The organism is Neorhizobium galegae (assembly GCF_017877055.1).
In the GTDB taxonomy this organism is placed as follows: Bacteria; Pseudomonadota; Alphaproteobacteria; order Rhizobiales; family Rhizobiaceae; genus Neorhizobium; species Neorhizobium galegae_D.
Genome location: NZ_JAGIPG010000001.1, coordinates 608,025 through 629,986 on the forward strand (window position 1 = coordinate 608,025; position 21,962 = coordinate 629,986).

19 protein-coding genes and 1 tRNA gene are annotated in these 21,962 nt (G+C 62.3%); 13 read left to right on the forward strand and 7 right to left on the reverse strand.

Annotated elements, in window-relative coordinates; translation table 11 throughout:
- Positions 1 to 9 precede the first annotated feature (9 nt).
- The 3 genes from J2857_RS02625 (at position 10) to J2857_RS02635 (ending at position 2,889) form a co-directional block, all read left to right on the forward strand.
- Positions 10 to 1,578: an ABC transporter permease gene (locus tag J2857_RS02625; RefSeq protein ID WP_210008417.1), complete on the forward strand. Its 1,569-nt coding sequence runs from the start codon at positions 10 to 12 to the stop codon at positions 1,576 to 1,578.
- Complete coding sequence (locus J2857_RS02630; RefSeq protein ID WP_210008418.1) at positions 1,575 to 2,636, forward strand: ABC transporter ATP-binding protein; 1,062 nt, start codon at positions 1,575 to 1,577, stop codon at positions 2,634 to 2,636. Before J2857_RS02625 ends, J2857_RS02630 begins: the two co-directional genes overlap by 4 nt.
- A 79-nt stretch (positions 2,637 to 2,715) precedes the next feature.
- Positions 2,716 to 2,889: a DUF1328 domain-containing protein gene (locus J2857_RS02635; RefSeq protein WP_210008419.1), complete on the forward strand. Its 174-nt coding sequence runs from the start codon at positions 2,716 to 2,718 to the stop codon at positions 2,887 to 2,889.
- Between the two features lie 240 nt (positions 2,890 to 3,129).
- Here J2857_RS02635 and J2857_RS02640 read toward each other — a convergent pair whose 3' ends face one another.
- The 3 genes from J2857_RS02640 to cpdR1 form a co-directional block, all read right to left on the reverse strand.
- On the reverse strand, positions 3,130 to 3,369 hold the full coding sequence (locus J2857_RS02640; protein ID WP_210008420.1) for a hypothetical protein: 240 nt from the start codon (positions 3,367 to 3,369) through the stop codon (positions 3,130 to 3,132).
- Positions 3,370 to 3,539: 170 nt separating this feature from the next.
- Positions 3,540 to 3,614, reverse strand: a tRNA-Val gene (locus tag J2857_RS02645).
- A 117-nt stretch (positions 3,615 to 3,731) separates the two neighbouring features.
- Positions 3,732 to 4,094, reverse strand: a complete 363-nt coding sequence (gene cpdR1 / locus J2857_RS02650; protein WP_037077221.1) for a response regulator CpdR1 — start codon at positions 4,092 to 4,094, stop codon at positions 3,732 to 3,734.
- Between the two features lie 184 nt (positions 4,095 to 4,278).
- Here cpdR1 and J2857_RS02655 point away from each other — a divergent pair, with 184 nt between their 5' ends.
- The 3 genes from J2857_RS02655 to hisN all read left to right on the forward strand — a co-directional run bounded on the left by J2857_RS02655 (position 4,279) and on the right by hisN (position 7,337).
- The gene (locus tag J2857_RS02655) at positions 4,279 to 5,163 is read left to right on the forward strand and encodes an N-formylglutamate amidohydrolase (protein WP_210008421.1); all 885 of its coding nucleotides are present in this window, start codon (positions 4,279 to 4,281) and stop codon (positions 5,161 to 5,163) included.
- A gap of 56 nt (positions 5,164 to 5,219) precedes the next feature.
- Positions 5,220 to 6,239, forward strand: a complete 1,020-nt coding sequence (locus J2857_RS02660; protein WP_210008422.1) for a hypothetical protein — start codon at positions 5,220 to 5,222, stop codon at positions 6,237 to 6,239.
- 321 nt (positions 6,240 to 6,560) lie between these two features.
- Positions 6,561 to 7,337 (forward strand): histidinol-phosphatase, encoded by a 777-nt coding sequence (gene hisN / locus J2857_RS02665; RefSeq protein ID WP_210008423.1) that lies wholly within the window; start codon positions 6,561 to 6,563, stop codon positions 7,335 to 7,337.
- Positions 7,338 to 7,358: 21 nt separating this feature from the next.
- Here hisN and J2857_RS02670 read toward each other — a convergent pair whose 3' ends face one another.
- Positions 7,359 to 8,327, reverse strand: coding sequence for an alpha/beta fold hydrolase (locus J2857_RS02670; protein ID WP_210010001.1), 969 nt, complete (start codon positions 8,325 to 8,327; stop codon positions 7,359 to 7,361).
- Positions 8,328 to 8,578: 251 nt separating this feature from the next.
- Here J2857_RS02670 and J2857_RS02675 point away from each other — a divergent pair, with 251 nt between their 5' ends.
- The 4 genes from J2857_RS02675 to mazF all read left to right on the forward strand — a co-directional run bounded on the left by J2857_RS02675 (position 8,579) and on the right by mazF (position 10,522).
- Positions 8,579 to 8,962: a YciI family protein gene (locus J2857_RS02675; RefSeq protein WP_210008424.1), complete on the forward strand. Its 384-nt coding sequence runs from the start codon at positions 8,579 to 8,581 to the stop codon at positions 8,960 to 8,962.
- Positions 8,963 to 9,312: 350 nt separating this feature from the next.
- On the forward strand, positions 9,313 to 9,795 hold the full coding sequence (locus J2857_RS02680) for an Hsp20 family protein (protein ID WP_037077212.1): 483 nt from the start codon (positions 9,313 to 9,315) through the stop codon (positions 9,793 to 9,795).
- 149 nt (positions 9,796 to 9,944) lie between these two features.
- Complete coding sequence (locus J2857_RS02685; RefSeq protein WP_007759004.1) at positions 9,945 to 10,187, forward strand: AbrB/MazE/SpoVT family DNA-binding domain-containing protein; 243 nt, start codon at positions 9,945 to 9,947, stop codon at positions 10,185 to 10,187.
- A complete protein-coding gene (gene mazF / locus J2857_RS02690; protein ID WP_210008425.1) occupies positions 10,184 to 10,522 on the forward strand; it encodes an endoribonuclease MazF in 339 nt (112 codons plus the stop codon). Before J2857_RS02685 ends, mazF begins: the two co-directional genes overlap by 4 nt.
- A 16-nt stretch (positions 10,523 to 10,538) precedes the next feature.
- Here mazF and J2857_RS02695 read toward each other — a convergent pair whose 3' ends face one another.
- Positions 10,539 to 11,540, reverse strand: a complete 1,002-nt coding sequence (locus J2857_RS02695; RefSeq protein ID WP_210008426.1) for a bile acid:sodium symporter family protein — start codon at positions 11,538 to 11,540, stop codon at positions 10,539 to 10,541.
- Positions 11,541 to 11,628: 88 nt separating this feature from the next.
- On the opposite strand from J2857_RS02695, the gene J2857_RS02700 reads away from it, so the two are divergent.
- The gene (locus J2857_RS02700) at positions 11,629 to 12,483 is read left to right on the forward strand and encodes a LysR family transcriptional regulator (protein ID WP_037077205.1); all 855 of its coding nucleotides are present in this window, start codon (positions 11,629 to 11,631) and stop codon (positions 12,481 to 12,483) included.
- A gap of 9 nt (positions 12,484 to 12,492) precedes the next feature.
- Here J2857_RS02700 and J2857_RS02705 read toward each other — a convergent pair whose 3' ends face one another.
- The gene (locus tag J2857_RS02705; protein ID WP_210008427.1) at positions 12,493 to 13,545 is read right to left on the reverse strand and encodes a threonine aldolase family protein; all 1,053 of its coding nucleotides are present in this window, start codon (positions 13,543 to 13,545) and stop codon (positions 12,493 to 12,495) included.
- Between the two features lie 477 nt (positions 13,546 to 14,022).
- On the opposite strand from J2857_RS02705, the gene gltB reads away from it, so the two are divergent.
- Together gltB and J2857_RS02715 are read left to right on the forward strand one after the other, a co-directional pair.
- A complete protein-coding gene (gene gltB / locus J2857_RS02710; RefSeq protein ID WP_210008428.1) occupies positions 14,023 to 18,744 on the forward strand; it encodes a glutamate synthase large subunit in 4,722 nt (1,573 codons plus the stop codon).
- A 65-nt stretch (positions 18,745 to 18,809) separates the two neighbouring features.
- On the forward strand, positions 18,810 to 20,264 hold the full coding sequence (locus J2857_RS02715; RefSeq protein WP_210008429.1) for a glutamate synthase subunit beta: 1,455 nt from the start codon (positions 18,810 to 18,812) through the stop codon (positions 20,262 to 20,264).
- A gap of 349 nt (positions 20,265 to 20,613) precedes the next feature.
- Here the strand turns inward: J2857_RS02715 and J2857_RS02720 are convergent, their stop codons facing one another.
- The gene (locus J2857_RS02720; protein WP_210008430.1) at positions 20,614 to 21,897 is read right to left on the reverse strand and encodes a GDSL-type esterase/lipase family protein; all 1,284 of its coding nucleotides are present in this window, start codon (positions 21,895 to 21,897) and stop codon (positions 20,614 to 20,616) included.
- Positions 21,898 to 21,962 lie beyond the last annotated feature (65 nt).

A 21,962-nucleotide genomic window follows, 5' to 3' on the forward strand; every position in this document is an offset into this window, starting at 1 on the left:
GGACCGGCAATGACTTCCACCGCAGATACCAGGATCTCCATCGCGCCGCGACACCGCCCGCCGGCGGCGTCGTCCTGGACGTTGACGATCGCGGTCGTGGTGGCTTTGCTGGCGCTCCTGCCGCTCGGCTTCGTGTTGTGGGCGACGGTCGTCACCGGCTGGGAGATGGCTTTTCAGCTGATCTTCCGTTCGCGGGTCGGCGAGCTGCTGGCCAATACCTTCCTGCTCGTCGTCCTCACTATCCCGATCTGCGCGGTGCTCGGCGTGGCACTAGCCTGGCTGACGGAACGCAGTGACCTGCCGGGCGCGCGGTTCTGGTCCTGGCTCTGCGTCACGCCGCTGGCCGTGCCCGCCTTCGTGCATTCCTATGCCTGGATCGGGCTGTGGCCCGGCTTCAACGGGCTTGCCGCCGGCGTGGCGATCTCGGTCGTCGCTTATTTTCCCTTTCTCTACCTTCCCCTGTCCGCTGCCTTCCGGCTGCTCGACCCGGCGCTGGAGGACCAGGCGGCCTCGCTGGGACTGGCGCCCTTTGCCGTCTTCCGGCGCGTCGTGCTGCCGCAACTGCGGCTTGCCCTTTGCGGCGGCGCGCTGCTGATCGGCCTGCATCTGCTTGCCGAATACGGCCTCTTCGCGATGATCCGCTTCGACACGTTCACGACCGCCATTCTCGACCAGTTCCAGTCGACCTATAACGGTGTCGCCGCCTACATGCTGGCGCTGGTGCTGGTGCTCTGCTGTTTCGTGCTGCTTGGCCTCGAGGCTTCGCTGCGCGGCCACAGCCGGTATGCGCGGCTCGGATCCGGCGTCGCCCGCCGGCCCAAGGTCGCCCGGCTCGGCAGGTGGAAATACGTCGCTCTCCTTCTGCCGGCTGCGACCGCCGCCTTTGCACTCGGCATTCCGGTGCTGACGCTCGGCCGCTGGCTGATCGCCGGGGGTGCTGGCGTGTGGCGGATCGACGAGGTCGGGCTGGCGCTGTGGCAGACGCTGATCATCTGCCTGATCGGCGGGATCGCGACGACCGCCGCCGCCGTGCCGATCGCCTGGCTTTCCGTGCGCCGGCCGACCCCCGCCAGCCGGTTCCTCGAAGGCTGCTATTATCTCGCAAGCTCGATGCCGGGCGTCGTCGTGGCGCTGGCGCTGGTGACGATCACCGTGCGGGCCATGCTGCCGCTCTACCAGAGCGTTGCGACCATCGTGCTTGCCTATGTGGTGATGTTTTTGCCGCGTGCTCTGGTGAGCCTGCGCGCCAGCATCGCGCAGGTGCCGGTCGAGATCGAGCAGGCGGCGGCTAGCCTCGGCCGTTCGCCGGGCAATGCGCTGCTTGCGACAACCATCCGGCTTGCCGCACCGGGGGCGGCGGCAGGCGTCGCGCTCTCCTCCCTCGGTATCATGAATGAACTCACTGCCACCCAGATGCTGGCGCCGAACGGCACCCGCACGCTCGCCATGGCCTTCTGGGCGCTGACCGGCGAGATCGACTATGCGGGTGCGGCGCCCTATGCGGTGCTGATGGTCGCCTTCTCGCTGCCGCTCACCTTTCTTCTCCACCATCAATCGAAAAAGATCGCCGGGCGATGACGTTTCTTACCCTGACCTCCCTGCGCAAACAGTATGGTTCCGTCGCAGCCCTCGACGGCATCGACCTGTCGGTGACGGCCGGCAGCCGCACGGCGATCGTCGGGCCTTCCGGCTGCGGCAAGACCACGCTTCTGCGCCTGGTTGCCGGCTTCGATGCGCCGGATGAGGGCCGTATCGTGTTCGCAGGCCAGCAGCTTGCCGACGCTCGCTCCCAGGTGCCGGCCCACAAGCGCGGCATCGGCATCGTGGCGCAGGACGGCTGCCTGTTTCCGCATCTGACGATCCGGCAGAATATCGGTTTCGGGCTGGAGGCGGAGGCCTCGGTGAAGAATGACCGCATCGCGCAGCTGATGGACATGGTCGGGCTCGACCCGGCCATGCTCGCCCGCAAGCCGGATCAGCTCTCAGGCGGCCAGCAGCAGCGCGTAGCGCTTGCCAGGGCTCTGGCACGCAAGCCGAGGCTGATGCTGCTCGACGAGCCCTTCTCGGCGCTGGATACCGGTCTCAGGGCCGCGACCCGCAAGGCTGTGACCGACGTGCTGACAGCGGCCGGCATCACCACGCTGTTGGTAACCCACGACCAGGGCGAGGCGCTTGCCTTCGCCGACCAGGTGGCGGTGATGCGGGCGGGGAAGTTCGCGCAGGTGGGGTCTCCGCGCGAGGTCTATTCGCGGCCGGTCGACGCGGCGACGGCAGCCTTCCTCGGCGAGGCGATCGTGCTGCCCGCCGATGTCGCGAACGGGCGGGCCGACAGCCCGCTCGGAGTCCTGCCGGTTGATGATATCGCCTATCGCGGCAAGGCGCAGATCATGCTGCGGCCGGAGCAGGTCACGGTGACGCGGAATGGGGTTCAGGGCGGCGGCGAGGGAGCCGTGGGAACGATCGCCGAAATCAATTTCTGCGGTCCGACCTCGGATGTCCGCATCACGCTCGGCGGCGATCCGCAGGGCTTCTCTTTCAGGCTCGACATTCCGAGCCGCGAGACGCTCGTCGCCGGCGACAGGGTGACGATCGGGGTGGCTGGAACGGCGCATCTCTTCCGGCAGCCCGGCTTCTGACCGCAAGCTCCTGGGACCGTTGGGAACCCTGGAACATTTCTTCGCGTTATCCGACCATCAACGTGAAGGAAACAATTCCATGCTGAAATGGGCTCTCATCTTCCTGGTCATCTCGCTGATTTCCGGTTTCCTCGGCTTCTCCGGAGTTTCCGCCGCGACGGCCTCGATCGCAAAGATTCTCTTCTTCATCTTCCTCGTCATCTTTCTGGTTTTCGTGGTGCTTGCGCTTGCGGCCGGCAACGCAATTCTCTGATTCCACCGGCTACTTTCCGGCTTGAAGCACCAGGAGCCGGTCGAGACAGTTCGCTTGAAACAAAAAAGCCCCGCCGAAGGTCTGGCGGGGCAAATTGGGGAAAATCCGCATCAATGACGCGGTGGGTCGCATTTGGCATATTCCATGTCGTGTTGCGAGGCGGGTTCCGGCCGATTCGGTACGCTCCCGCGAAAAAAGACACCGATCTCGAACAGCAGGAACCTATGCCGGCGCGAACCGTCAGGGGCGCGACGGATGTTTCTGGGCGAACACGAGCAGCTTCCAGATTACCGGTCCAAGGACCGTATGCTCGTGGTGGATGTGTGGGATGGCCGCGTCCTTGTGCACGACGATCTCGTCGCCGCAGGTCCTGCACCGGTAGATGCCGGCGTTCGGCACCTTCTGCCCCGGCATCCAATCCTTCTCGAAGGCCGGTGCTTTCGTCTGCACGAGATGCTCCGAATTCTTGAACTGCGCCATCTACACCTCCTTGATGTCGTAACACCATAACAGGCGCAGATGACCAAATCGCCAGCAAGGCTGGTGAAGAATTTCGGGCGCAAATGCGCCGTTTTGGAACGGATATGTTAAGGGAAGGATCAGAAACGAAGAAATCCGCCGAAGCGGATTTCTCAACGTTTTGAACTGGATGGTGGGCGTGACAGGGATTGAACCTGTGACCCCTACGATGTCAACGTAGTGCTCTCCCGCTGAGCTACACGCCCATCCGTGGCGGCGCATAGACCATAGACTGGTCGGGCCGTCAACAGGTTTTTGCCATGAAATGCGAAGGTTTTTTGAAGGCCTTGCAGATCAGGGCTTTCGGGGCCGGGTTTCCGGTTTCAGGCCGCCAGGAGCTTGTTCACTTCGTCCACCAGATCGCGCAGGTGGAAGGGCTTCGACAGCACCTTGGCGTCCTTCGGGGCCTTGGAATCGGAATTCAGCGCGACGGCGGCAAAGCCGGTGATGAACATCACCTTGAGGTCCGGGTCGAGTTCGGTCGCCCGGCGGGCGAGCTCAATCCCGTCCATTTCCGGCATGACGATGTCGGTCAGGAGCAGCGAGAAGGGCTCTTCGCGCAGGCGGTCATAGGCGCTCGCGCCGTTGTCGAAGGACGCAACCTTGTAGCCCGCCTTTTCAAGCGCCTTCACCAGGAAACGACGCATGTCGTTATCGTCTTCGGCGAGAAGGATTTTCTGAATCATCTCCAGGACCGTTATCCAATGCAAATTTTTAGAGTTGTCGGTATCTCTTACACTGCCAACGCGCGGTAAACATCCGTTTAATGGGGGTGTAAGAGGATTTGGTAGGGTATAGATAGTATGGACTTCGCCTCGGGCAACTGGCAACATGAGTTCCTGAACAAGTTCGTGACATGGTAAAGGCAGGATGGATTGCAACGCGGGTGATTTTGAACATTTCGAAGTGAGGGAGCCCGCCACGCAGACTATCCCCTTCGTCTTCAATTCGCCTCACAGCGGCAGCTTCTACCCGCCTGAATTTCTCGCCGAGAGCGGCCTCGATTCGCTCTCCATCCGCCGCTCCGCAGACCATTATGTCGACGAGCTTTTCGCCGATGCGCCGGAGCTTGGCGCACCGCTGCTTCTCGCCCATTTCCCGCGCGCCTATCTCGATGTCAACCGCGAGCCCTACGAGCTCGATCCTCGCATGTTCGACGGGCCTTTGCCGCCTTTCGTCAATATCGGCTCCATGCGGGTCGCAGGCGGGCTCGGCACGATCCCCAGGATCGTTGCGGAAAACATGGAAATCTACCGCCGCCGGCTGCCGGTCGACGAGGCGATGTCGCGCATCGAAACGATCTACAAGCCTTATCACGCCTGCCTTCGCAAGCTGATCGCCCGCACCCATGCACGCTTCGGGCTCGCCATCCTGATCGACTGCCATTCAATGCCGGGCAATATCCGGCTGTCCGGTTCGGACGTGCGGCCCGACTTCATCATCGGTGACCGCTACGGCACCAGCGCATCCGCCGAGCTTTCGCGGGCCGCGATGCAGTTCCTCGAGGGCATGGGTTTTTCCGCCGTGCGCAACAAGCCCTATGCCGGCGGCTTCATTACCGAGCACTACGGGCGGCCGGTGCGCGGCCTGCATGCCCTGCAGATCGAGATCAACCGGGCGCTTTACGTGGACGAGATGACGCTTGCCAGGCGGCCGGAGTTCCCGGTGGTCGCGGCCGCCCTTTCCACCTTCATGCGGCAGATGGCGGACTTCGTCGTCGACTTTTCCGGCGACAGCGCGCTCGCCGCCGAATAAGATACCTCTGAGCGATTTAATTATGCGGGTAGGCTTTTTAACAGCCTTAATGGTGCATGGCTAACAAAGTTATTTATCATATTGCCGTTGGGTTTCGAGGCTCGATTGACGTTGGATCGTACAACGTTGCGAGAACAGTAGTGAATGTCTTGTATCCCGACGCATTTATGTTCGGTTTTCCGCCTTTCCTCGATCGGATTGATATGCCGCGAACCAGCACGCTATTTACCGTGACTTGGGATGATCAAAAGGGCAAAACTCAAGCGCAGTTTGAGGGGCACGTCGAGCGGCAACTCCCCTTACTCAAAGCACTCAAATCTATAAATCAATTAATGGATGCATATAAGCTGGTCCGCCTTGGGCATGCCGAGGGGCTACATCTTAGGCGAATAGGTACAGGCGATACCCTGTTTCACACGTGCTTTATAGAGGGTACGTTCAAACCTTTTGACGTCAATCGGCGGATGCCCGGCGGTGAATCTCCAGTCGATCGCCTTGAAACCCAAAAGCTAGCGAACCCTCATATAGAAGGGAATACTGTACCAATTGCGCGCCGCTATCTGAATTGTTTTGAACTGTTTGAACACGGATACTACTCCGAAGCTATCATAATCGCCCATGGTATCTTGGATGATCTTTCGCAAGGGATTGTTGAAGACGCGCTCGAAGAGAAAGGTGTATCTGTCGGCGAGGATGGTCGCGATCTTATACTGAGAGGTATTACCGGAGGTCGGCTTAAGACATTTCTCGGGCCATTATTGAGAGTCCTCCATGGAAAAGAATTAAAGGACATTTGGTTTGCGGGTCCCGATGCCTTGGGCTTTCTGAACAAGAAGCGGAACGCGATCGCACATAATGGCTTTTTGGCTACCCGGGCTGAAGCCGCTTTTGCAATATTCGCCTCTATTAAAATTGTTGCTGCCCTTCATCACGCAGGAATACTGCAGGCGGAGTTTCCGCGCGGGATGTTTCGAACGGCGCGGAATATGGCCGCATGGTCGATACCGGATCGCCCAGAATGGGTCTCTAGGCCGGGGGAGGAAGATCAAGATCCATTTGATCCAACTTACGTTTGAGATCTGGATATCTGAGAGCCGCGCGCCAGCTTGGTCGCGGGCAAAAAAAACCGCGCTTGTGGGCGCGGCTAAGTCTAGGGAGGAAACACCCAAGGAGGGTATTTACAGTCAAAGACTGTGCATTGAAGCTACGAGTGCGGTGCACAAATGTCAAGCATGTTTTTTGGCTGATTAAATATGCGCCATTTTTGGGCGGTTTGATGAGTTTTTCGGCGCCGGGTCGCTTGTTTTTGGATTTTCTGCGCGTGGTCACGCGAATCCGGTTTTCAGTTTCGGGCGAGTATCCTAGAAGAGATCACCTCTTCCTCAGCGGATTTCTCCATGCTCCCCGATCGCGATTTCTTCGATGCGCTTGCCGCCGCCGCCAAGGCCGAGACCCTGCCGCGCTTCCGCACAGGACTTTCCGTGGTCAACAAGGAGCAGGGCGGCTTCGATCCGGTGACCGAAGGCGACCGCGCTGCGGAGACGGCGATTCGGGCGCTGATCGCCGAACGTTTTCCGGAACACGGCATTCTCGGCGAGGAGCATGAGAATATCGGCCTCGATCGCGAGCATATCTGGGTGATCGATCCGATCGACGGCACGCGTGCCTTCATTTCCGGCCTACCGGTCTGGGGCACGCTGATCGGGTTCCAGTCGAACGGCCGCGCCGCGATGGGCCTGATGGACCAGCCTTTTATCGGCGAGCGTTATTTCGCCGACGGCACTCGCGCCTGGTATTCCGGCCCGGATGGCGAACGGCAGATTTCGGTGCGTGACTGCGGCAGCCTTGCCGACGCTACCCTGTTCACCACCTCGCCGCATATCTTCGGCGGCGACGATCTGGCGAAATATCGTTCGGTCGAAGAGAAGGTGCGGCTGTTCCGATACGGGTGCGATTGCTATGCCTATGTGCTGCTCGCATCCGGTCATGTGGATCTCGTCGTGGAGAACAATCTGAAGCCCTACGATGTCGGCGCACTGATCCCGATCATCGAGCAGGCGGGTGGGATCATCACCACCTGGGACGGCGGACGCCCGGAAAACGGCGGCAATATCCTGGCGGCCGGCAGCAAGGCCGTGCATGCGGAAGCGATGAAGCTGCTTTCCGGCCAATAGGTAAGCCGGCCGACCTGTAGGTCATGCCGCGGTTTCGGAAAGCCCGAAGCCGCCATCCTGGCCGGGCATGAAGGCCTCGATGGCCGCCAGCCCCTGGGCGCGGTAGATATCCCTATCGTGGAAAAGCTCGTGGCGCGCGCCGTTGATGGTGATGAGCTGGCCGGCGCGGAAATTGCGCGACAGCTCCTCCTGCGCCGCATAGGGGACGATGGCGTCGAGAACTGGAGCGAGGATCAGGGTCGGGATGGTAATCCTGGTCAGGTGCGACTGGGAGGACACCCGGCGCGCGGCCTTGAACGTCTCGTGCAGCCAGCGGGCCGTCGGCGGGCCGATCGTCAGCTCCGGATGGGCGGCGCCGATCCCAATGTTGCGGGCAAAACGCTTCGGGTCCGAGGTCAGCGGATTGCCTTCGAAGGCGCGGTTGCTGCGGTCGCTGCCCATCGAGACGCCGCCGAAGCCGGTCCAGCTTGCCAGTCCGGCCAGCGAGCGGATCAGTGCCTCCGGCACGCCCTGGCCCGAAAGCGCGATATAGGGGGCAGCGAGTGCCATCCGGTTGATGCGGTTCGACAGCCGCGGGGCAGCCGAGAGCGCGATCAGGGCGCCGGTCGAGTGGGCGACCAGGAAGAAGGGCAGGCGGGCATCCGGCAGGACGATATGTTCGAGGAAGATCTCGAGATCCCGCTCGTAATCGGAAAAGCGTCGGACATGGCCCTTGCGCGGATTTTTCGTCAATCGCTGCGAGCCGCCCTGGCCGCGCAGGTCGAATGTCGCGACCCAGAGGCCCATGGCGTTGAGGTCCCGGATCGTCTCGAAATATTTCTCGATGGACTCATTGCGGCCCTGCATCAGCACGATGGTGCCGATCGCCGGCGACATCCCGGAGCGGAACAGGCCGTAGCGTAACCGGGTGCCGCGATGGCCGGTGAAATAGCCGGCCGTGTAATTGGCCGGCGCCGGATTGTCGGGCGTCGGGTGGAGAATGTCGTCGATGGAATCTGCCGCTTCGCTCATGCCGGCAGGGTCAGCCAGCGGCGGCGGGACGTCAAGGGAAAAGCGCGGCGGGCGCCAGCCGGTGGCGTGCCCTCCGATGTCGAAGACATCGGAGGGCTTGCACGCTGCCGGTCTAACATGTGTATTCAACCGCATTTGAAGATTTCTGGATGTCCGTCGGCCCGCCGGAGCACGGGAGTGTGCGAGGAAGATGGTTGGCGTCAGTCGAGGTATAAGGAGGGAGACAAGCCATGTATTACGCAATCCTTGCCTATCACGAGGAGGGAGTGGTCCAGTCCTGGACCGAGGAGGAGGATCAGGCGCTGATGACCGAGCTGCTGGAGGTCAATGACCGTCTGGTTGCGCAGAAGTCCCTGGGACCTGCCGCTCGACTCGGGCCGACGGAACAGGCCGTGACATTGCGGGGCAAAGGCGAGGGGATGGTCATCGACGGTCCGTTTGCCGAAACCAAGGAGCAGCTGCTCGGCCTCTACCTCGTGGATTTTCCGACGATCGATGGAGCCATTGCGGCGGCACGAGATCTGCGCCGTGCCAATCCGACGGCGGTCTACGAAATCAGGCCGATCCTGCTCTATCTGCCGGGCGCGCCGCTGGAGACGCGGGCCGAGGACTAGGGGATTTTTCAGGAGGAAAAAGAAGCCGGAATCGCGGGGTCTAGGGATACCCCAAGCGATCCCGGCAATTGATGACCGAAGCGAAGGGACGAATGGAGCTTCGGTCGAGAGAGACAGTCTGCCTTCCACCGTCACTTCTATCAAAACGATCCTGAACCGGCTCGAAACGGGCTGTTCATGTCAGGTTCACTCGTAAATCGCGCCGCGAACGGGGCCTTGAAGCCGCGAAAACCAATCCCCATTTGAACTCTGCGGACGCCAAACGGGTCCGCGGAACGGGACCGCATCGCCAATGAAGGGATGCGCAAACCCAGATGAAAACCGCAACGTCGCTTCCCAAGGAGGACTCCATGCGTCACGTCGATTTTACCCCCCTTTACCGCTCCACCGTCGGTTTCGACCGCCTTTTCAACCTGCTCGACAATCGCGGGCCGGCTGACCAGACCCCGAGCTATCCGCCCTACAATATCGAGCGGACCGGTGAAAACACCTATCGCATCACCATGGCCGTTGCCGGTTTCGACGAAAAGGAACTGAGCCTCGAAGCCCATGCGAACGTGCTTACCGTGAAGGGTGAAAAGAGCGAAGACGAAACCGCTGCCGAACAGAGCGAATACCTCTATCGCGGCATCGCCAAGCGCGCCTTCGAGCGCCGCTTCCAGCTCGCCGATCATGTCGAAGTGCAATCCGCTTCACTGAAGAACGGCCTGCTCCATATCGACCTCCTCCGGAACATTCCGGAAGCCATGAAGCCCCGTCGCATCGCGATTGCCGCAGACGCAGTCGCTCCGAAGACGATCGAGGCCCAGGTTACCCCGCAGCAGGTCAACTAACCCGCTGCCGGGTTCCGGTCGATATAGTCGAGCAAGCCCAATGCGGCCCTTCCTCTTGGGGGAAGGGCCGTTTTTCGTTTTTTGGGTTCATTGACCGGTGCGGCTTGTGCCCCTATTGTATCGACAATGTTTCTACATGGGAGAGGCTGATGCGCGTCACCGTCAAAAAATGGGGAAACAGCGCCTCGGTGCGCATCCCCGCCGCCGTCATGGAGGCGGCTCAGTTGCAGATCGATACGGTCGTGGATGTGTCGGAGGAAAACGGCCGGATCATCATTGAGGTGGTGCGGGATGCGGAGCTTGATCTCGACCAGCTCATTGCAGGCATAACACCGGACAACCTCCATGAGGAAATTGATTTTGGAGCGCCTGTCGGCAAGGAAGCCCTATGACGCCTGCGTCCTATGTTCCGGAGGCCGGCGATATCGTCTGGTTGGAATTTTCGCCGCGGGCAGGACATGAGCAGGCCGGGCGCCGGCCAGCCGTCGTGTTGAGCCCTCAAAGCTACAATCGCTTCGGCTTGATGCTGTGTTGCCCGATGACCACCAAGCGGAAGGGATATCCTTTCGAAGTGGCGATCGGTGACGACGGAGACAGCACGGTCCTTGCCGACCAGCTGAAGAGCCTCGACTGGAAGGCGCGCAATGCGCAGCGCAAGGGCCGGGTTTCCGCCCGGGAGCTTTCCCAGATCAGGGCCAGAGCAGGTGCGCTGATCGGCAAGCCCTGATCAACGCCGCCGCCCCTCAGGCCGCAGCCGGGGCCGCGACGGCATCCTCCTTCGCCTTCAGGCGGTTCGCATATTTCTGGGCGATGACGGCGCAGGCCATGAGCTGGATCTGGTGGAAGAGCATCAGCGGCAGGACGATGGCGCCGATCGACGAGGATTGACCGGAGAAGATGGCGTTGGCCATCGGTACACCGCTTGCGAGCGACTTCTTCGATCCGCAGAAGGTGATGGTGATTTCGTCCTCCTTGTTGAAGCCCAGCGCACGGCTGCCGAACATGGTGATGCAGAGCACGACTGCCAGCAACACCATGTCGACCAGGATGACGACGCCGATATCGAGCGCCGAGAAGGTGTGCCACAGGCCTTCCATCACCGCCTCCGAGAAGGCGAGATAGACGACCATCAGGATCGAGCCGCGGTCGACGGGGGCGAGGATCTTCTTCTTCGAGCGGATCCAGTTGCCGATCCAGGGCTGCAGGACTTGGCCGAGGACGAAGGGGGCGAGCAACTGAAGCAGGATGCTTTCAAGCGCATCCCACGAAAAGCCCGCGTCGCCCGTGGTCGAGAGCAGGATGCCGGCCAGCAGCGGCGTCAGGAACATGCCGAAGATGTTGGAGCCCGAAGCGGCGCAGATCGCCGCCGGCACGTTGCCGCCGGCAATCGAGGTGAAGGCGATCGAGGACTGCACGGTCGAGGGCAGCACGCAGAGGAAAAGGATGCCGGCATAGAGCGGCGGCGCCAGGATGTCGTCCGGAATGAAGCCGATCATCAGCCCGAGGATCGGGAAGATCGCAAACGTCGTCAGCAGGATCGTCAGGTGCAGGCGCCAGTGCAGGATGCCCGCCACCACGACATCGCGCGACAGACGCGCGCCATGCAGGAAGAACAAGAGGCCGATGGCGATGTCGGTCGCGACGTTGAACCAGTCGGCATAGACGCCGTGGATCGGCAGAACCGAGGCGAGAATGACGGTGCAGACGAGAAGGACCGTGAAGCGGTCCGGCAGAAAACGGCTCATGGGCGGATTCCTCGGATTTGAGGATTTACCCTTCACTTATCATGAAACAGAATGCAAACACTAACAGTTATCACGATTTCGGATAGCCATGCTCAACCTTCACCACCTGAACAGTTTCGTCATGCTGCAGCAGACCGGCAGTTTTACCGAGGCCGCGGCGCGTCTTGGCATCGGCCAATCCACCGTGACGCAGCATATCCAGCGGCTGGAAAAGTCGCTCGGACGGCAGCTGGTGTTTCGCGATACGCATCAGGTGAAGCTGACGGCGGAGGGCGAGGCATTGCTCGGTTATGCGCGGGGCATGCTGGACATGAACGGCAAGGTGGCCTCATTGTTCGGCGAGAGCCGGTTGCGCGGGCGGTTGCGGCTCGGGGTATCGGAAGACGTGGTGGCGAGCCGGCTGACCTCGATCCTCGAAGATTTCATCCGGCTTTATCCGCTGGTCGACCTGGAGCTGACCGTGGCGCTCTCCGCGGTGCTTTATCAGATGCAGGATATCGGCGATCTCGACCTGGTGCTCGCCAAGCGGCATATCGGCGAGACGAACGGCCGGCTGCTTTATCGCGAGCCGCTGGTCTGGCTGGCGCGCGACCCGGATCTGGCGCTGCGCGGCGATGTGCTGCCGCTGATCGCCTTTCCGCCGCCGAGCATTACCAGGCGGGTGGCGCAAGAGGCGCTCGACCGGGAAAAGAAGGCGTGGCGGATCGTCTGCACCTGCGGCAGCTTGAGTGGGCTCACCGCTGCGGCGCGAGCCGGCATGGGCGTGCTTGTGCAGCCGCGCAGCATGGCGCCCGCGGGGCTGAAGGAGATCCCGGCAGACCGGCTGCCGGTGCTGGAAGACGTGGAATTCGTGCTGGTTCCGCGGCGCGGCGCCGATGCCGCGCTCACGGAGGCGCTGTCGAGCCTGATCGTGGCGCAGATCGCGCCACAGCATCAGGCGTAGGTTGAGGCTTCAGCCCGCCGAGCAGATCGACAGGAATTGGTCGATATCCTCTTCGGTGGTGGCAAACGAGGTGACGAGGCGGATCAGGGTTTCGTCGTCCTGGACCGGCTCCGGCATGTTGGTCGGCACCGGCCAGCCGTAGAATTTCGCGCCCTTGGCCTCTGCGGCTTCGGCGGATGCCTTGTTGAGCACGGCGAAAACCTCGTTGGAGGTCGTGTCCCAGGCAAGCCTTGTGCTGTTCAGCGAGCCGATGCCGGCGCGCAGCCGATCTGCCATGCTGTTGGCGTGGCTTGCCATGTTGAGCCAGAGGCCGTCCTGCAGATAGGCATCGAACTGGGCCGAGATGAAACGGGTCTTCGAGAACAGCTGGGCGGCGCGCTTGCGGATGAAGGCGAAGTCCCTGGCGAGTTCAGGATTGAAGAAAACGATCGCTTCCGCACACCAGCAGCCGTTCTTGGTGCCGCCGAAGGAGAGGATGTCGATGCCGCGCTTCCAGGTCATTTCAGCGGGCGAGACATCGAGCGAGACCAGCGCATTGGCGAAACGGGCGCCGTCCATATGCACCGGCAAGCCGTTCGCCTTGGCGATCCTGGTGATCGCGTCGATCTCGTCGAGCGTATAGATGGTGCCGGTTTCGGTCGCCTGGGTGAGGGTGACGGCGGCGGCGCGGCCGTGATGCAGCGAATCCTGCGGGAAGCCGGCGATGCGAGCGCTGAGCTTCGCCGGATCCATCTTGCCGTCTTCGCCTTCGACCGGAACCATGCGCATGCCGGAAAAGAAGTCCGGCGCGCCGCATTCATCCTCGATCACATGCGCTTCCGAATGGGAGAAGGCGACGCCGCCGACCCGTGCGATGCTGGCGAGCGACAGCGAATTCGCAGCCGTGCCGGTCGAAACGAAATAAACGGAGACGTCCCGCTCGAAGATCTCGTTGAACCGGGCCTCGACCGCCTTGTCGAGGTCGCTGTTGCCATAGGCGGCGGCAAACCGGGTCGACTCCCTGGAGAGGCGTTCATTGATGGACGGATGGGCGCCGGCCCAGTTGTCGGAAGCGAAAAACATTTGAAAAATCACCCTGGAAGCTTTGTCTTGGAAGGCGTGCGGAGATTAATCTTTTTGAACCGGTAATCAATCGGCGAGGGCGGCCGAAAGGCCAAAACGGTTAGGTCAGCAAGTGGCACACTTTAAAACCTGCCCGAACGTAATTAAATTTCGACATCTACGGCATTCGGCGTAATCTTCTGTCGCCAAAAGCCGCAGATTTTTAGCAACCGCTCTTGTCGCCAATTAACTTCTATGGCATAAATTTTGGAAATTAGGACAGAAGTGCTGTCCTAATTCCGGGAAATGAAGCGATAATTGGCGCGTCTTTCCCGCTGACGCTCACGCCGATCCGGGTTATGTTGCACTGCAAGGCTGCAACTGACGCTGGAGCGGCGCCATCGCATGAAGCACGGGATGGAGCTTGGCTGTCATCCCCAAGAGATATTTGAGAGCCACTTTGCCCGCTGCCGAAGGCGGCCAACAGGAGGAATGACGATGACGAAGACTATCTCCGAGATATCAGGCGCTGAAGCGCCGATGTCCGCCGAGACGAAAACTCGCATTCCGTTTGTCGCGAACGGCATTCCGGCCCCGCAGGGTCTCTATAACCCGCGCAACGAGCACGATGCCTGCGGCGTCGGCTTCATCGCTCATATGAAGGGCAAGAAGTCGCACCAGATCGTCAAGGACGGCCTGTTCATCCTCGAAAACCTGACGCATCGCGGTGCCGTCGGCGCCGACCCGCTGATGGGCGATGGCGCCGGCATTCTGGTGCAGATCCCCGACCGCTTCTTCCGCGAGGAGATGGCGGCTCAGGGCGTCACCCTGCCGAAGGCCGGCGAATACGCCGTCGGCCACATCTTCATGCCGCGCAAGGCGGATGAGATCGAGCACTACAAGAAGGTGATCGAAGACGTCATCGCGGAGGAGGGGCAGCAGTTCCTCGGCTTCCGCGATGTGCCGGTCGACAACTCTTCGCTGTCGAAGGCGCCTGATATCGCCGCCACCGAACCGCATCACGTTCAGGTCTTCATCGGCGCCGGCAAGGATGCTGCGACCAACCACGATTTCGAGCGCAAGCTGTTCCTGATCCGCAAGGTGATCTCCAACCGCATCTATGACGCATTCGGCGGCGTCGACATGGGCTTCTATCCGGTCTCGCTGTCGTCCTCGACGATCGTCTACAAGGGCATGTTCCTGGCCTATCAGGTTGGCGCCTATTACAAGGACCTGGCCGACCCGCGGTTCGAGACGGCGGTGGCGCTGGTGCACCAGCGGTTCTCGACCAACACCTTCCCGTCCTGGAAGCTCGCGCACCCTTACCGCATGGTGGCCCATAACGGCGAGATCAACACGCTGCGCGGCAACGTCAACTGGATGGCGGCGCGCCAGGCGTCGGTCTCCTCTCCGCTGTTCGGCGAGGACATTTCCAAGCTCTGGCCGATCTCCTACGAAGGCCAGTCGGACACCGCCTGTTTCGACAACGCGCTCGAATTCCTCGTGCGCGGCGGTTATTCCATGGCGCATGCCGTGATGATGCTGATCCCGGAAGCCTGGGCCGGCAACCAGTCGATGTCGCCGGAGCGCAAGGCCTTCTACGAATACCACGCCGCCCTGATGGAGCCTTGGGACGGTCCGGCCGCCGTCGCCTTCACCGACGGCCGCCAGATCGGCGCGACGCTCGACCGCAACGGCCTGCGTCCGGCCCGTTATATGGTGACCGACGACGATCGCATTATCATGGCGTCGGAATCCGGCGTTCTGCCGGTGCCGGAAGAGAGCATCATCAAGAAGTGGCGCCTGCAGCCGGGCAAGATGCTGCTGATCGACATGGAAAAGGGCCAGATCGTTTCCGACGAGGAGCTGAAGTCCGAGCTCGCGACCAAGCATCCTTATGGCAAGTGGCTGGACAAGACCCAGCTCATCCTCGAAGACCTGAAGCCGGTGGAGCCGCGGGCGCTGCGCCGCGACGTGTCGCTGCTCGACCGCCAGCAGGCCTTCGGCTACACCTCTGAAGACACCAAGATCCTGATGTCGCCGATGGCGACCACGGGTCAGGAAGCCGTGGGCTCGATGGGCACCGACACGCCGATCTCGGCCATGTCGGAAAAGTCGAAGCTGCTCTACACCTATTTCAAGCAGAACTTCGCGCAGGTCACCAACCCGCCGATCGACCCGATCCGCGAGGAGCTCGTCATGAGCCTCGTGTCGTTCATCGGCCCGCGTCCGAACATTCTCGACCACGAGGGTGCGGCGAACGCCAAGCGTCTGGAAGTGCGCCAGCCGATCCTGACCAACGGCGATCTGGAAAAGATCCGCTCGATCGGCCACACCGAAGACCGGTTCGACACCAAGACGCTCGATTTCACCTATGACATCGAGCGCGGCGCCGAAGGCATGCCGGAAATGCTCGATCGTCTCTGCGAACGTGCGGAAGCGGCGGTGAAGGGCGGCTACAACATCATCGTGCTCTCCGACCGCCAGATCGGTCCGGACCGCATCGCCATCCCGGCGCTGCTGGCGACCGCTGCCGTGCATCATCACCTGATCCGCAAGGGGCTGCGCACCTCGGTCGGCCTCGTCGTCGAGAGCGGCGAGCCGCGCGAAATCCATCACTTCTGCTGTCTGGCCGGTTACGGCGCCGAGGCGATCAACCCCTATCTCGCCTTCGACACCTTGACCGACATGCATATGCGCGGCGAATTCCCGAAGGAAGTGGATGCGCAGGAAGTCGTCTACCGCTACATCAAGGCGGTCGGTAAGGGCATCCTCAAGGTCATGTCCAAGATGGGCATCTCGACCTACCAGTCCTATTGCGGCGCCCAGATCTTCGACGCGATCGGTCTGTCTTCGGGTCTGGTCGAGAAGTATTTCTTCGGCACGGCGTCCAACATCGAAGGCGTCGGCCTCGAAGAGATCGCAGAGGAAACCGTCGCCCGCCATCATGCGGCCTTCGGCAAGGACCCGGTCCTCGCCACCACGCTCGATATCGGCGGCGAATATGCCTACCGCATGCGCGGCGAAAGCCATGCCTGGACCCCGGATGTCGTCGCGACCCTGCAGCACGCCGTGCGCGGCAACAGCCAGGATCGTTACCGCGAATTCGCCGAGATGGTGAACGAGAGCGCGGTCAGGATGAACACCATCCGCGGCCTGTTCAAGATCAAGTCGGCGGAGGCAATCGGCCGCACGCCGGTTTCGATCGACGACGTGGAGCCGGCGGTCGACATCGTCAAGCGCTTCTCGACCGGTGCGATGTCCTTCGGTTCGATCTCCCGCGAGGCGCATACGACGCTGGCGATTGCCATGAACCGGATCGGCGGCAAGTCGAACACCGGCGAGGGCGGTGAAGAGAGCGACCGCTACATGCCGCTGCCGGACGGTTCCCAGAACCCGGAGCGTTCGGCGATCAAGCAGGTCGCTTCCGGCCGCTTCGGCGTGACGACCGAATATCTGGTCAATGCCGACATGCTGCAGATCAAGGTGGCGCAGGGTGCCAAGCCCGGCGAAGGCGGCCAGCTGCCCGGCCACAAGGTGGACGCGACGGTCGCCAAGACCCGGCATTCGACGCCGGGCGTCGGCCTCATCTCGCCGCCGCCGCACCATGACATCTATTCGATCGAAGACCTGGCGCAGCTGATCTACGACCTGAAGAACGTCAACCCGACCTCGGACATTTCCGTCAAGCTCGTCTCGGAAGTGGGCGTCGGCACGGTTGCCGCAGGCGTCGCCAAGGCGCGCGCCGACCATATCACGGTCGCCGGCTTCGACGGCGGCACCGGCGCTTCGCCGCTCACCTCGCTGAAGCATGCGGGTTCGCCTTGGGAAATCGGCCTTGCCGAAACCCAGCAGACGTTGGTGCTGAACGGGCTTCGCTCGCGCATCGCCCTGCAGGTGGACGGTGGCCTGAAGACCGGCCGTGACGTCATCATCGGTGCGCTGCTCGGTGCCGACGAGTTCGGCTTCGCGACGGCTCCGGTCATCGCCGCCGGCTGCATCATGATGCGCAAGTGCCATCTCAACACCTGTCCGGTGGGCGTCGCCACTCAGGACCCGGTTCTGCGCAAGCGCTTCAAGGGCACGCCGGAGCATGTCATCAACTACTTCTTCTTCGTCGCCGAAGAAGTGCGCGAGATCCTGGCATCGCTCGGTTTTACCCGCTTCGACGAGATCATCGGCATGGTCGAGCTTCTGGAAAAGGACCAGATGATCGCCCACTGGAAGTCCAAGGGCCTCGATTTCTCAAAAATCTTCCACAAGGTGGAAGCTCCGAAGGATGCGACCTACTGGACCCAGCGCCAGAAGCACCCGATCGACGACATTCTCGACCGCAAGCTGATCGAGAAGTCGCAGGCAGCGCTTGAGAACAAGGAGCCGGTGGTCTTCGAAGTGCCGATCAAGAACGTCGACCGTTCCGTCGGTGCGATGCTTTCGGGTGCGCTTGCCAAGCGCTGGCGCCACAAGGGCCTCAAGGACGACACGATCCATGTGACGCTGCGCGGCACGGCCGGCCAGTCGTTCGGCGCGTTTCTGGCGCACGGCATCACCTTCGATCTGGTCGGCGACGGCAACGACTATGTCGGCAAGGGCCTGTCGGGCGGCCGCATCATCGTGCGCCCGCCGGAGAACTCTCGGATCGTCGCGGAGAACTCGATCATTGTCGGCAATACCGTGCTTTACGGCGCGATCACCGGCGAGTGCTATTTCCGCGGCGTTGCCGGCGAGCGTTTTGCCGTTCGCAACTCCGGTGCGATCGCGGTCGTCGAGGGCGTGGGTGACCACGGCTGCGAATACATGACCGGCGGCATCGTCGTCGTGCTCGGCGAAACGGGACGCAACTTCGCAGCCGGCATGTCCGGCGGCGTCGCCTACGTGCTCGACGAGAGCGGCGATTTCGCCAAGCGCTGCAACATGGCGATGGTCGAACTCGAGCCGGTTCCGGAAGAGGACGACATGCTGGAGAAGCTGCACCATCACGGCGGCGACCTCATGCACAAGGGACGCGTCGACGTTTCCGAGGACATGACGCGCCACGACGAGGAGCGCCTCTACCAGCTGATCTCCAACCACCTGCATTACACGGGCTCGACCCGCGCCAAGGAGATCCTTGACCGCTGGAGCGAATACCGGCCGAAGTTCCGCAAGGTCATGCCGGTCGAATACCGCCGTGCGCTGGTGGAGATGGAGCGGATGCGGATGGGCGTCGCTGCGGAATAAGTTTCGCGGGAGTTGTTAGGTTTTAACCGGCTGCAGCAGCGGCAGGACGGATTGAGGGTTTAAACATGGGCAAGGTAACAGGTTTCCTGGAGATCGACCGGCAGGTGGGCAAGTATCAGCCGGCCTCCGACCGCATCCGCCATTTCCGCGAGTTCACCATCCCGATGTCGGATGCGGAAGTCACCAAGCAGGCGGCGCGCTGCATGGACTGTGGCATTCCCTATTGCCACGGCCCGACCGGCTGTCCGGTTCACAACCAGATCCCGGACTGGAACGACCTCGTCTACAACAACAAGTGGGAGGAGGCGATCCGCAACCTCCATTCCACCAACAACTTCCCGGAATTCACCGGCCGCGTCTGCCCCGCGCCTTGCGAGGAAGCCTGCACGCTGAACCTCGAGGATGCGCCGGTCGCGATCAAGACGGTCGAGCAGGCGATCGCCGACAAGGCCTATGAACTCGGTTTCATCGCGCCGCAGCCGGCGACCGTCCATACCGGCAAGAAGGTGGCCATCATCGGTTCCGGTCCCGCCGGTCTGGCTGCCGCCCAGCAGCTCGGCCGTGCAGGCCACGAAGTGCATGTCTACGAGCGCGAGTCCAAGGCCGGCGGCCTGCTGCGCTACGGCATTCCGGACTTCAAGATGGAGAAGAATTTTATCGACCGCCGCGTCGAGCAGATCACCGGCGAAGGCGTGACCTTCCACTACGGCGCCAATATCGGCGTCGATATTCCGGTCGAGAAGCTGATCGCCGAGCACGATGCGGTACTCTATTGCGGTGGTTCGGAAACCCCGCGTCCGGCCGGCATACCCGGCGTCGAGCTGCATGGCGTCTATGACGCGATGCCCTATCTCGTGCAGCAGAACCGCCGCCTCGGCCGCGAGAATATCGAGAGCGTCGCCTGGGCGGCCGATCCGATCCTGGCCGGCGCCAAGCATGTGGTCGTCGTCGGCGGCGGCGATACGGCGTCGGACTGCGTCGGCACGGCCTTCCGCCAGGGTGCCGTCAAGGTGACGCAGCTCGACATCCGCCCGCAGCCGCCGGAAAAGGAAGACAAGCTCGCCGTCTGGCCGTTCTGGGCGACCAAGATGCGGACTTCGTCCAGCCAGGCCGAAGGCGCGGTGCGCGAATTCCAGGTGGCGACGCTCGAATTCGTCGGCGAAGACGGCCAGCTCACCGGCGTGCGCTGCTGCGAAGTCGACGAAAGCCGCAAGCCGATCGCCGGCACGGATTTCATCATCAAGGCCGATCTCGCCTTCATCGCCATCGGTTTCTCCGGTCCGCTGACGGACGGGGTGCTGAACGAGCTCGAAGGCAAGCTGACGCTGAACGTCGACCGCCGCGGTTCGACCAATGTCGTCGCCAACGACAAGGACTACAGGACCTCGGTCGACAAGTTCTGGACCGCCGGCGACGTGCGCCGCGGCCAGTCTCTGGTTGTCTGGGCGATCCGCGAAGGCCGCCAGGCGGCGCGGGCGATCGACGAGGCACTGATGGGAAGCTCGGTCCTGCCGCGGTAAGCGGTGTCTCTTTGCAGGGCTGACTTATAATGTGGGGTGCTACGGCATGCTCCCTGTGATCTCCCCCTTGAGGGGGAGATGTCACCGCAGGTGACAGAGGGGTAGCGAGGGTGCGGCAGACGCGGTAGCGGGGAATATACCGAGAGGTCACCCCCCCTCTGCCCTGCCGGGCATATCCCCTTCGAGAGGGAGATCGGCAGGGCGCGCCGGTTTGCTCAAATAATACGCTGCCAACTGCCGCACCGTTCATCGGGCGGGAAGGTCATGCTGCTTGCAATCTCCCCACCCGTGGGGGAGATGCCCGGCAGGACGGAGGGGGCGATCTTGCTCCGGCGCCTCACAGTGACGCCTACTGGGCCACTTTCACCTTGTAATCATCGATCCGCCCGGCAGGCGCTGGCGGAAGCTCGCCGCGCCTGACCAGTTTGTCGCGCGGCGTTTCCACGAGGACGGAAGGGAGTGGGGCGGCTCCCAGCAGGTCCTTGCCGCCGTCGAGCTCGGGGTCTGACAGGCTGATCGGTTGGGTCGGCACCTGCTGGCCGGGCGAGGCGGGAAGCGCCGAGAGCGCCGGCAGGTTGGAGCCGTCGAGCTTGACCACATCGGGGCTCGCCATTTCGCCGAGATGCCGGCGGGCCAGTTTTTCCACATAGAAGGCGAGCTTCTGCTTGCCTGCCTTGGTGAAGGTGATGCCGTCGGAGCCGCGCAGGCGCACCTGCTGGCCGTTGACGTCGGAGCCGGTAACGACGAACTTGCCGTCCTCGTCGACGAAACCTTCCCAGATATCGACGAATTCGCCGCCGGCCTTTTCCGCCTGGTTGCGGTAGATGGCGTTGAGCGTCACCGCGTCGGCGGTCGCCACCGGCGACTGGAAGGAGGGCAGGCCGACCCAGAGGAGCGGCAGCTTGCGGGAGGCCACGATGCCGACGAGTTCGGTCACCCGACGCTCGTATTCCTTGAACCAGGCGTCGCTGCGGAACTTTTCCTTGGTGTTGCCGATCGTCATCTGCTGGCGGTCGTTGGCCCCGAGCATGATCACGACGACGGCGGGTTTCACCTCGTCGAGCATGGCCGGGAGTTCGGCGGACCAATCGAAGTGATCCTCGCGGACGAGACCGGAGGAGCCGTCGCTGCGTTCGGTGATCGCAACGCCGGGGGCAGTTGCAAACGCTGTTTCCAGCTCGCTGCCGATACCGCCGGCCATGAAGTCGCCGACTACCAGGACCTGTTTGGCATTGTCGAGCTTGGCGGCCGGTTCCGGCGCCGGTGGCACGATCGGCTGCACCGGGCGGGGGGCAGCGGCCCGTCCCGTGCTGCGGCGCGGCCGCGGCTTCATCTCGATGATCGAGCCGTCGCGATCGTAACGGCGCCGGCTATAGGGTGCGGGCCGCTCATAGGGGTCTTCGCGTTCATAACGCGGACCGCCGAACAGGTAATCGAAGAGGTTGCGGCGCGGGACCGGTTCCTGGGCAGCAGCCGGGGGTGCGCCGAGCGGCAGGGCAAGAAACACCGCGAGGAGGAGAAGGCCCAAGCGCACCCATCCCCCGTTGCGCAAGCCCTTACTCCGTCGAGGCCTGTTCCGCCAGGCGCCGTTCTCAACGGTCTCGGTTTGCCCGGATTTATCCAAAGCCTTCATGCCTCCGCCGCCCCGCACACCTTGCGGGAAACTCCCTCAAACGATGTGGTGCCAAGTCGCCTGCT

Coding starts and splice junctions, on each gene's coding strand:
- J2857_RS02630 (WP_210008418.1), top strand. CDS start 1,575: ATGACGTTTCTTACCCTGACCTCCCTGCGCAAACAGTATGGTTCCGTC.
- J2857_RS02695 (WP_210008426.1), bottom strand. CDS start 11,540: ATGAGCCGTTTTCTGCCGGACCGCTTCACGGTCCTTCTCGTCTGCACC.
- hisN (WP_210008423.1), top strand. CDS start 6,561: ATGCTCCCCGATCGCGATTTCTTCGATGCGCTTGCCGCCGCCGCCAAG.
- gltB (WP_210008428.1), top strand. CDS start 14,023: ATGACGAAGACTATCTCCGAGATATCAGGCGCTGAAGCGCCGATGTCC.
- J2857_RS02700 (WP_037077205.1), top strand. CDS start 11,629: ATGCTCAACCTTCACCACCTGAACAGTTTCGTCATGCTGCAGCAGACC.
- J2857_RS02715 (WP_210008429.1), top strand. CDS start 18,810: ATGGGCAAGGTAACAGGTTTCCTGGAGATCGACCGGCAGGTGGGCAAG.
- J2857_RS02685 (WP_007759004.1), top strand. CDS start 9,945: ATGCGCGTCACCGTCAAAAAATGGGGAAACAGCGCCTCGGTGCGCATC.
- J2857_RS02680 (WP_037077212.1), top strand. CDS start 9,313: ATGCGTCACGTCGATTTTACCCCCCTTTACCGCTCCACCGTCGGTTTC.
- J2857_RS02720 (WP_210008430.1), bottom strand. CDS start 21,897: ATGAAGGCTTTGGATAAATCCGGGCAAACCGAGACCGTTGAGAACGGC.
- J2857_RS02640 (WP_210008420.1), bottom strand. CDS start 3,369: ATGGCGCAGTTCAAGAATTCGGAGCATCTCGTGCAGACGAAAGCACCG.
- J2857_RS02655 (WP_210008421.1), top strand. CDS start 4,279: ATGGATTGCAACGCGGGTGATTTTGAACATTTCGAAGTGAGGGAGCCC.
- J2857_RS02705 (WP_210008427.1), bottom strand. CDS start 13,545: ATGTTTTTCGCTTCCGACAACTGGGCCGGCGCCCATCCGTCCATCAAT.
- mazF (WP_210008425.1), top strand. CDS start 10,184: ATGACGCCTGCGTCCTATGTTCCGGAGGCCGGCGATATCGTCTGGTTG.
- J2857_RS02625 (WP_210008417.1), top strand. CDS start 10: ATGACTTCCACCGCAGATACCAGGATCTCCATCGCGCCGCGACACCGC.
- J2857_RS02675 (WP_210008424.1), top strand. CDS start 8,579: ATGTATTACGCAATCCTTGCCTATCACGAGGAGGGAGTGGTCCAGTCC.
- J2857_RS02635 (WP_210008419.1), top strand. CDS start 2,716: ATGCTGAAATGGGCTCTCATCTTCCTGGTCATCTCGCTGATTTCCGGT.
- cpdR1 (WP_037077221.1), bottom strand. CDS start 4,094: ATGATTCAGAAAATCCTTCTCGCCGAAGACGATAACGACATGCGTCGT.
- J2857_RS02660 (WP_210008422.1), top strand. CDS start 5,220: ATGGCTAACAAAGTTATTTATCATATTGCCGTTGGGTTTCGAGGCTCG.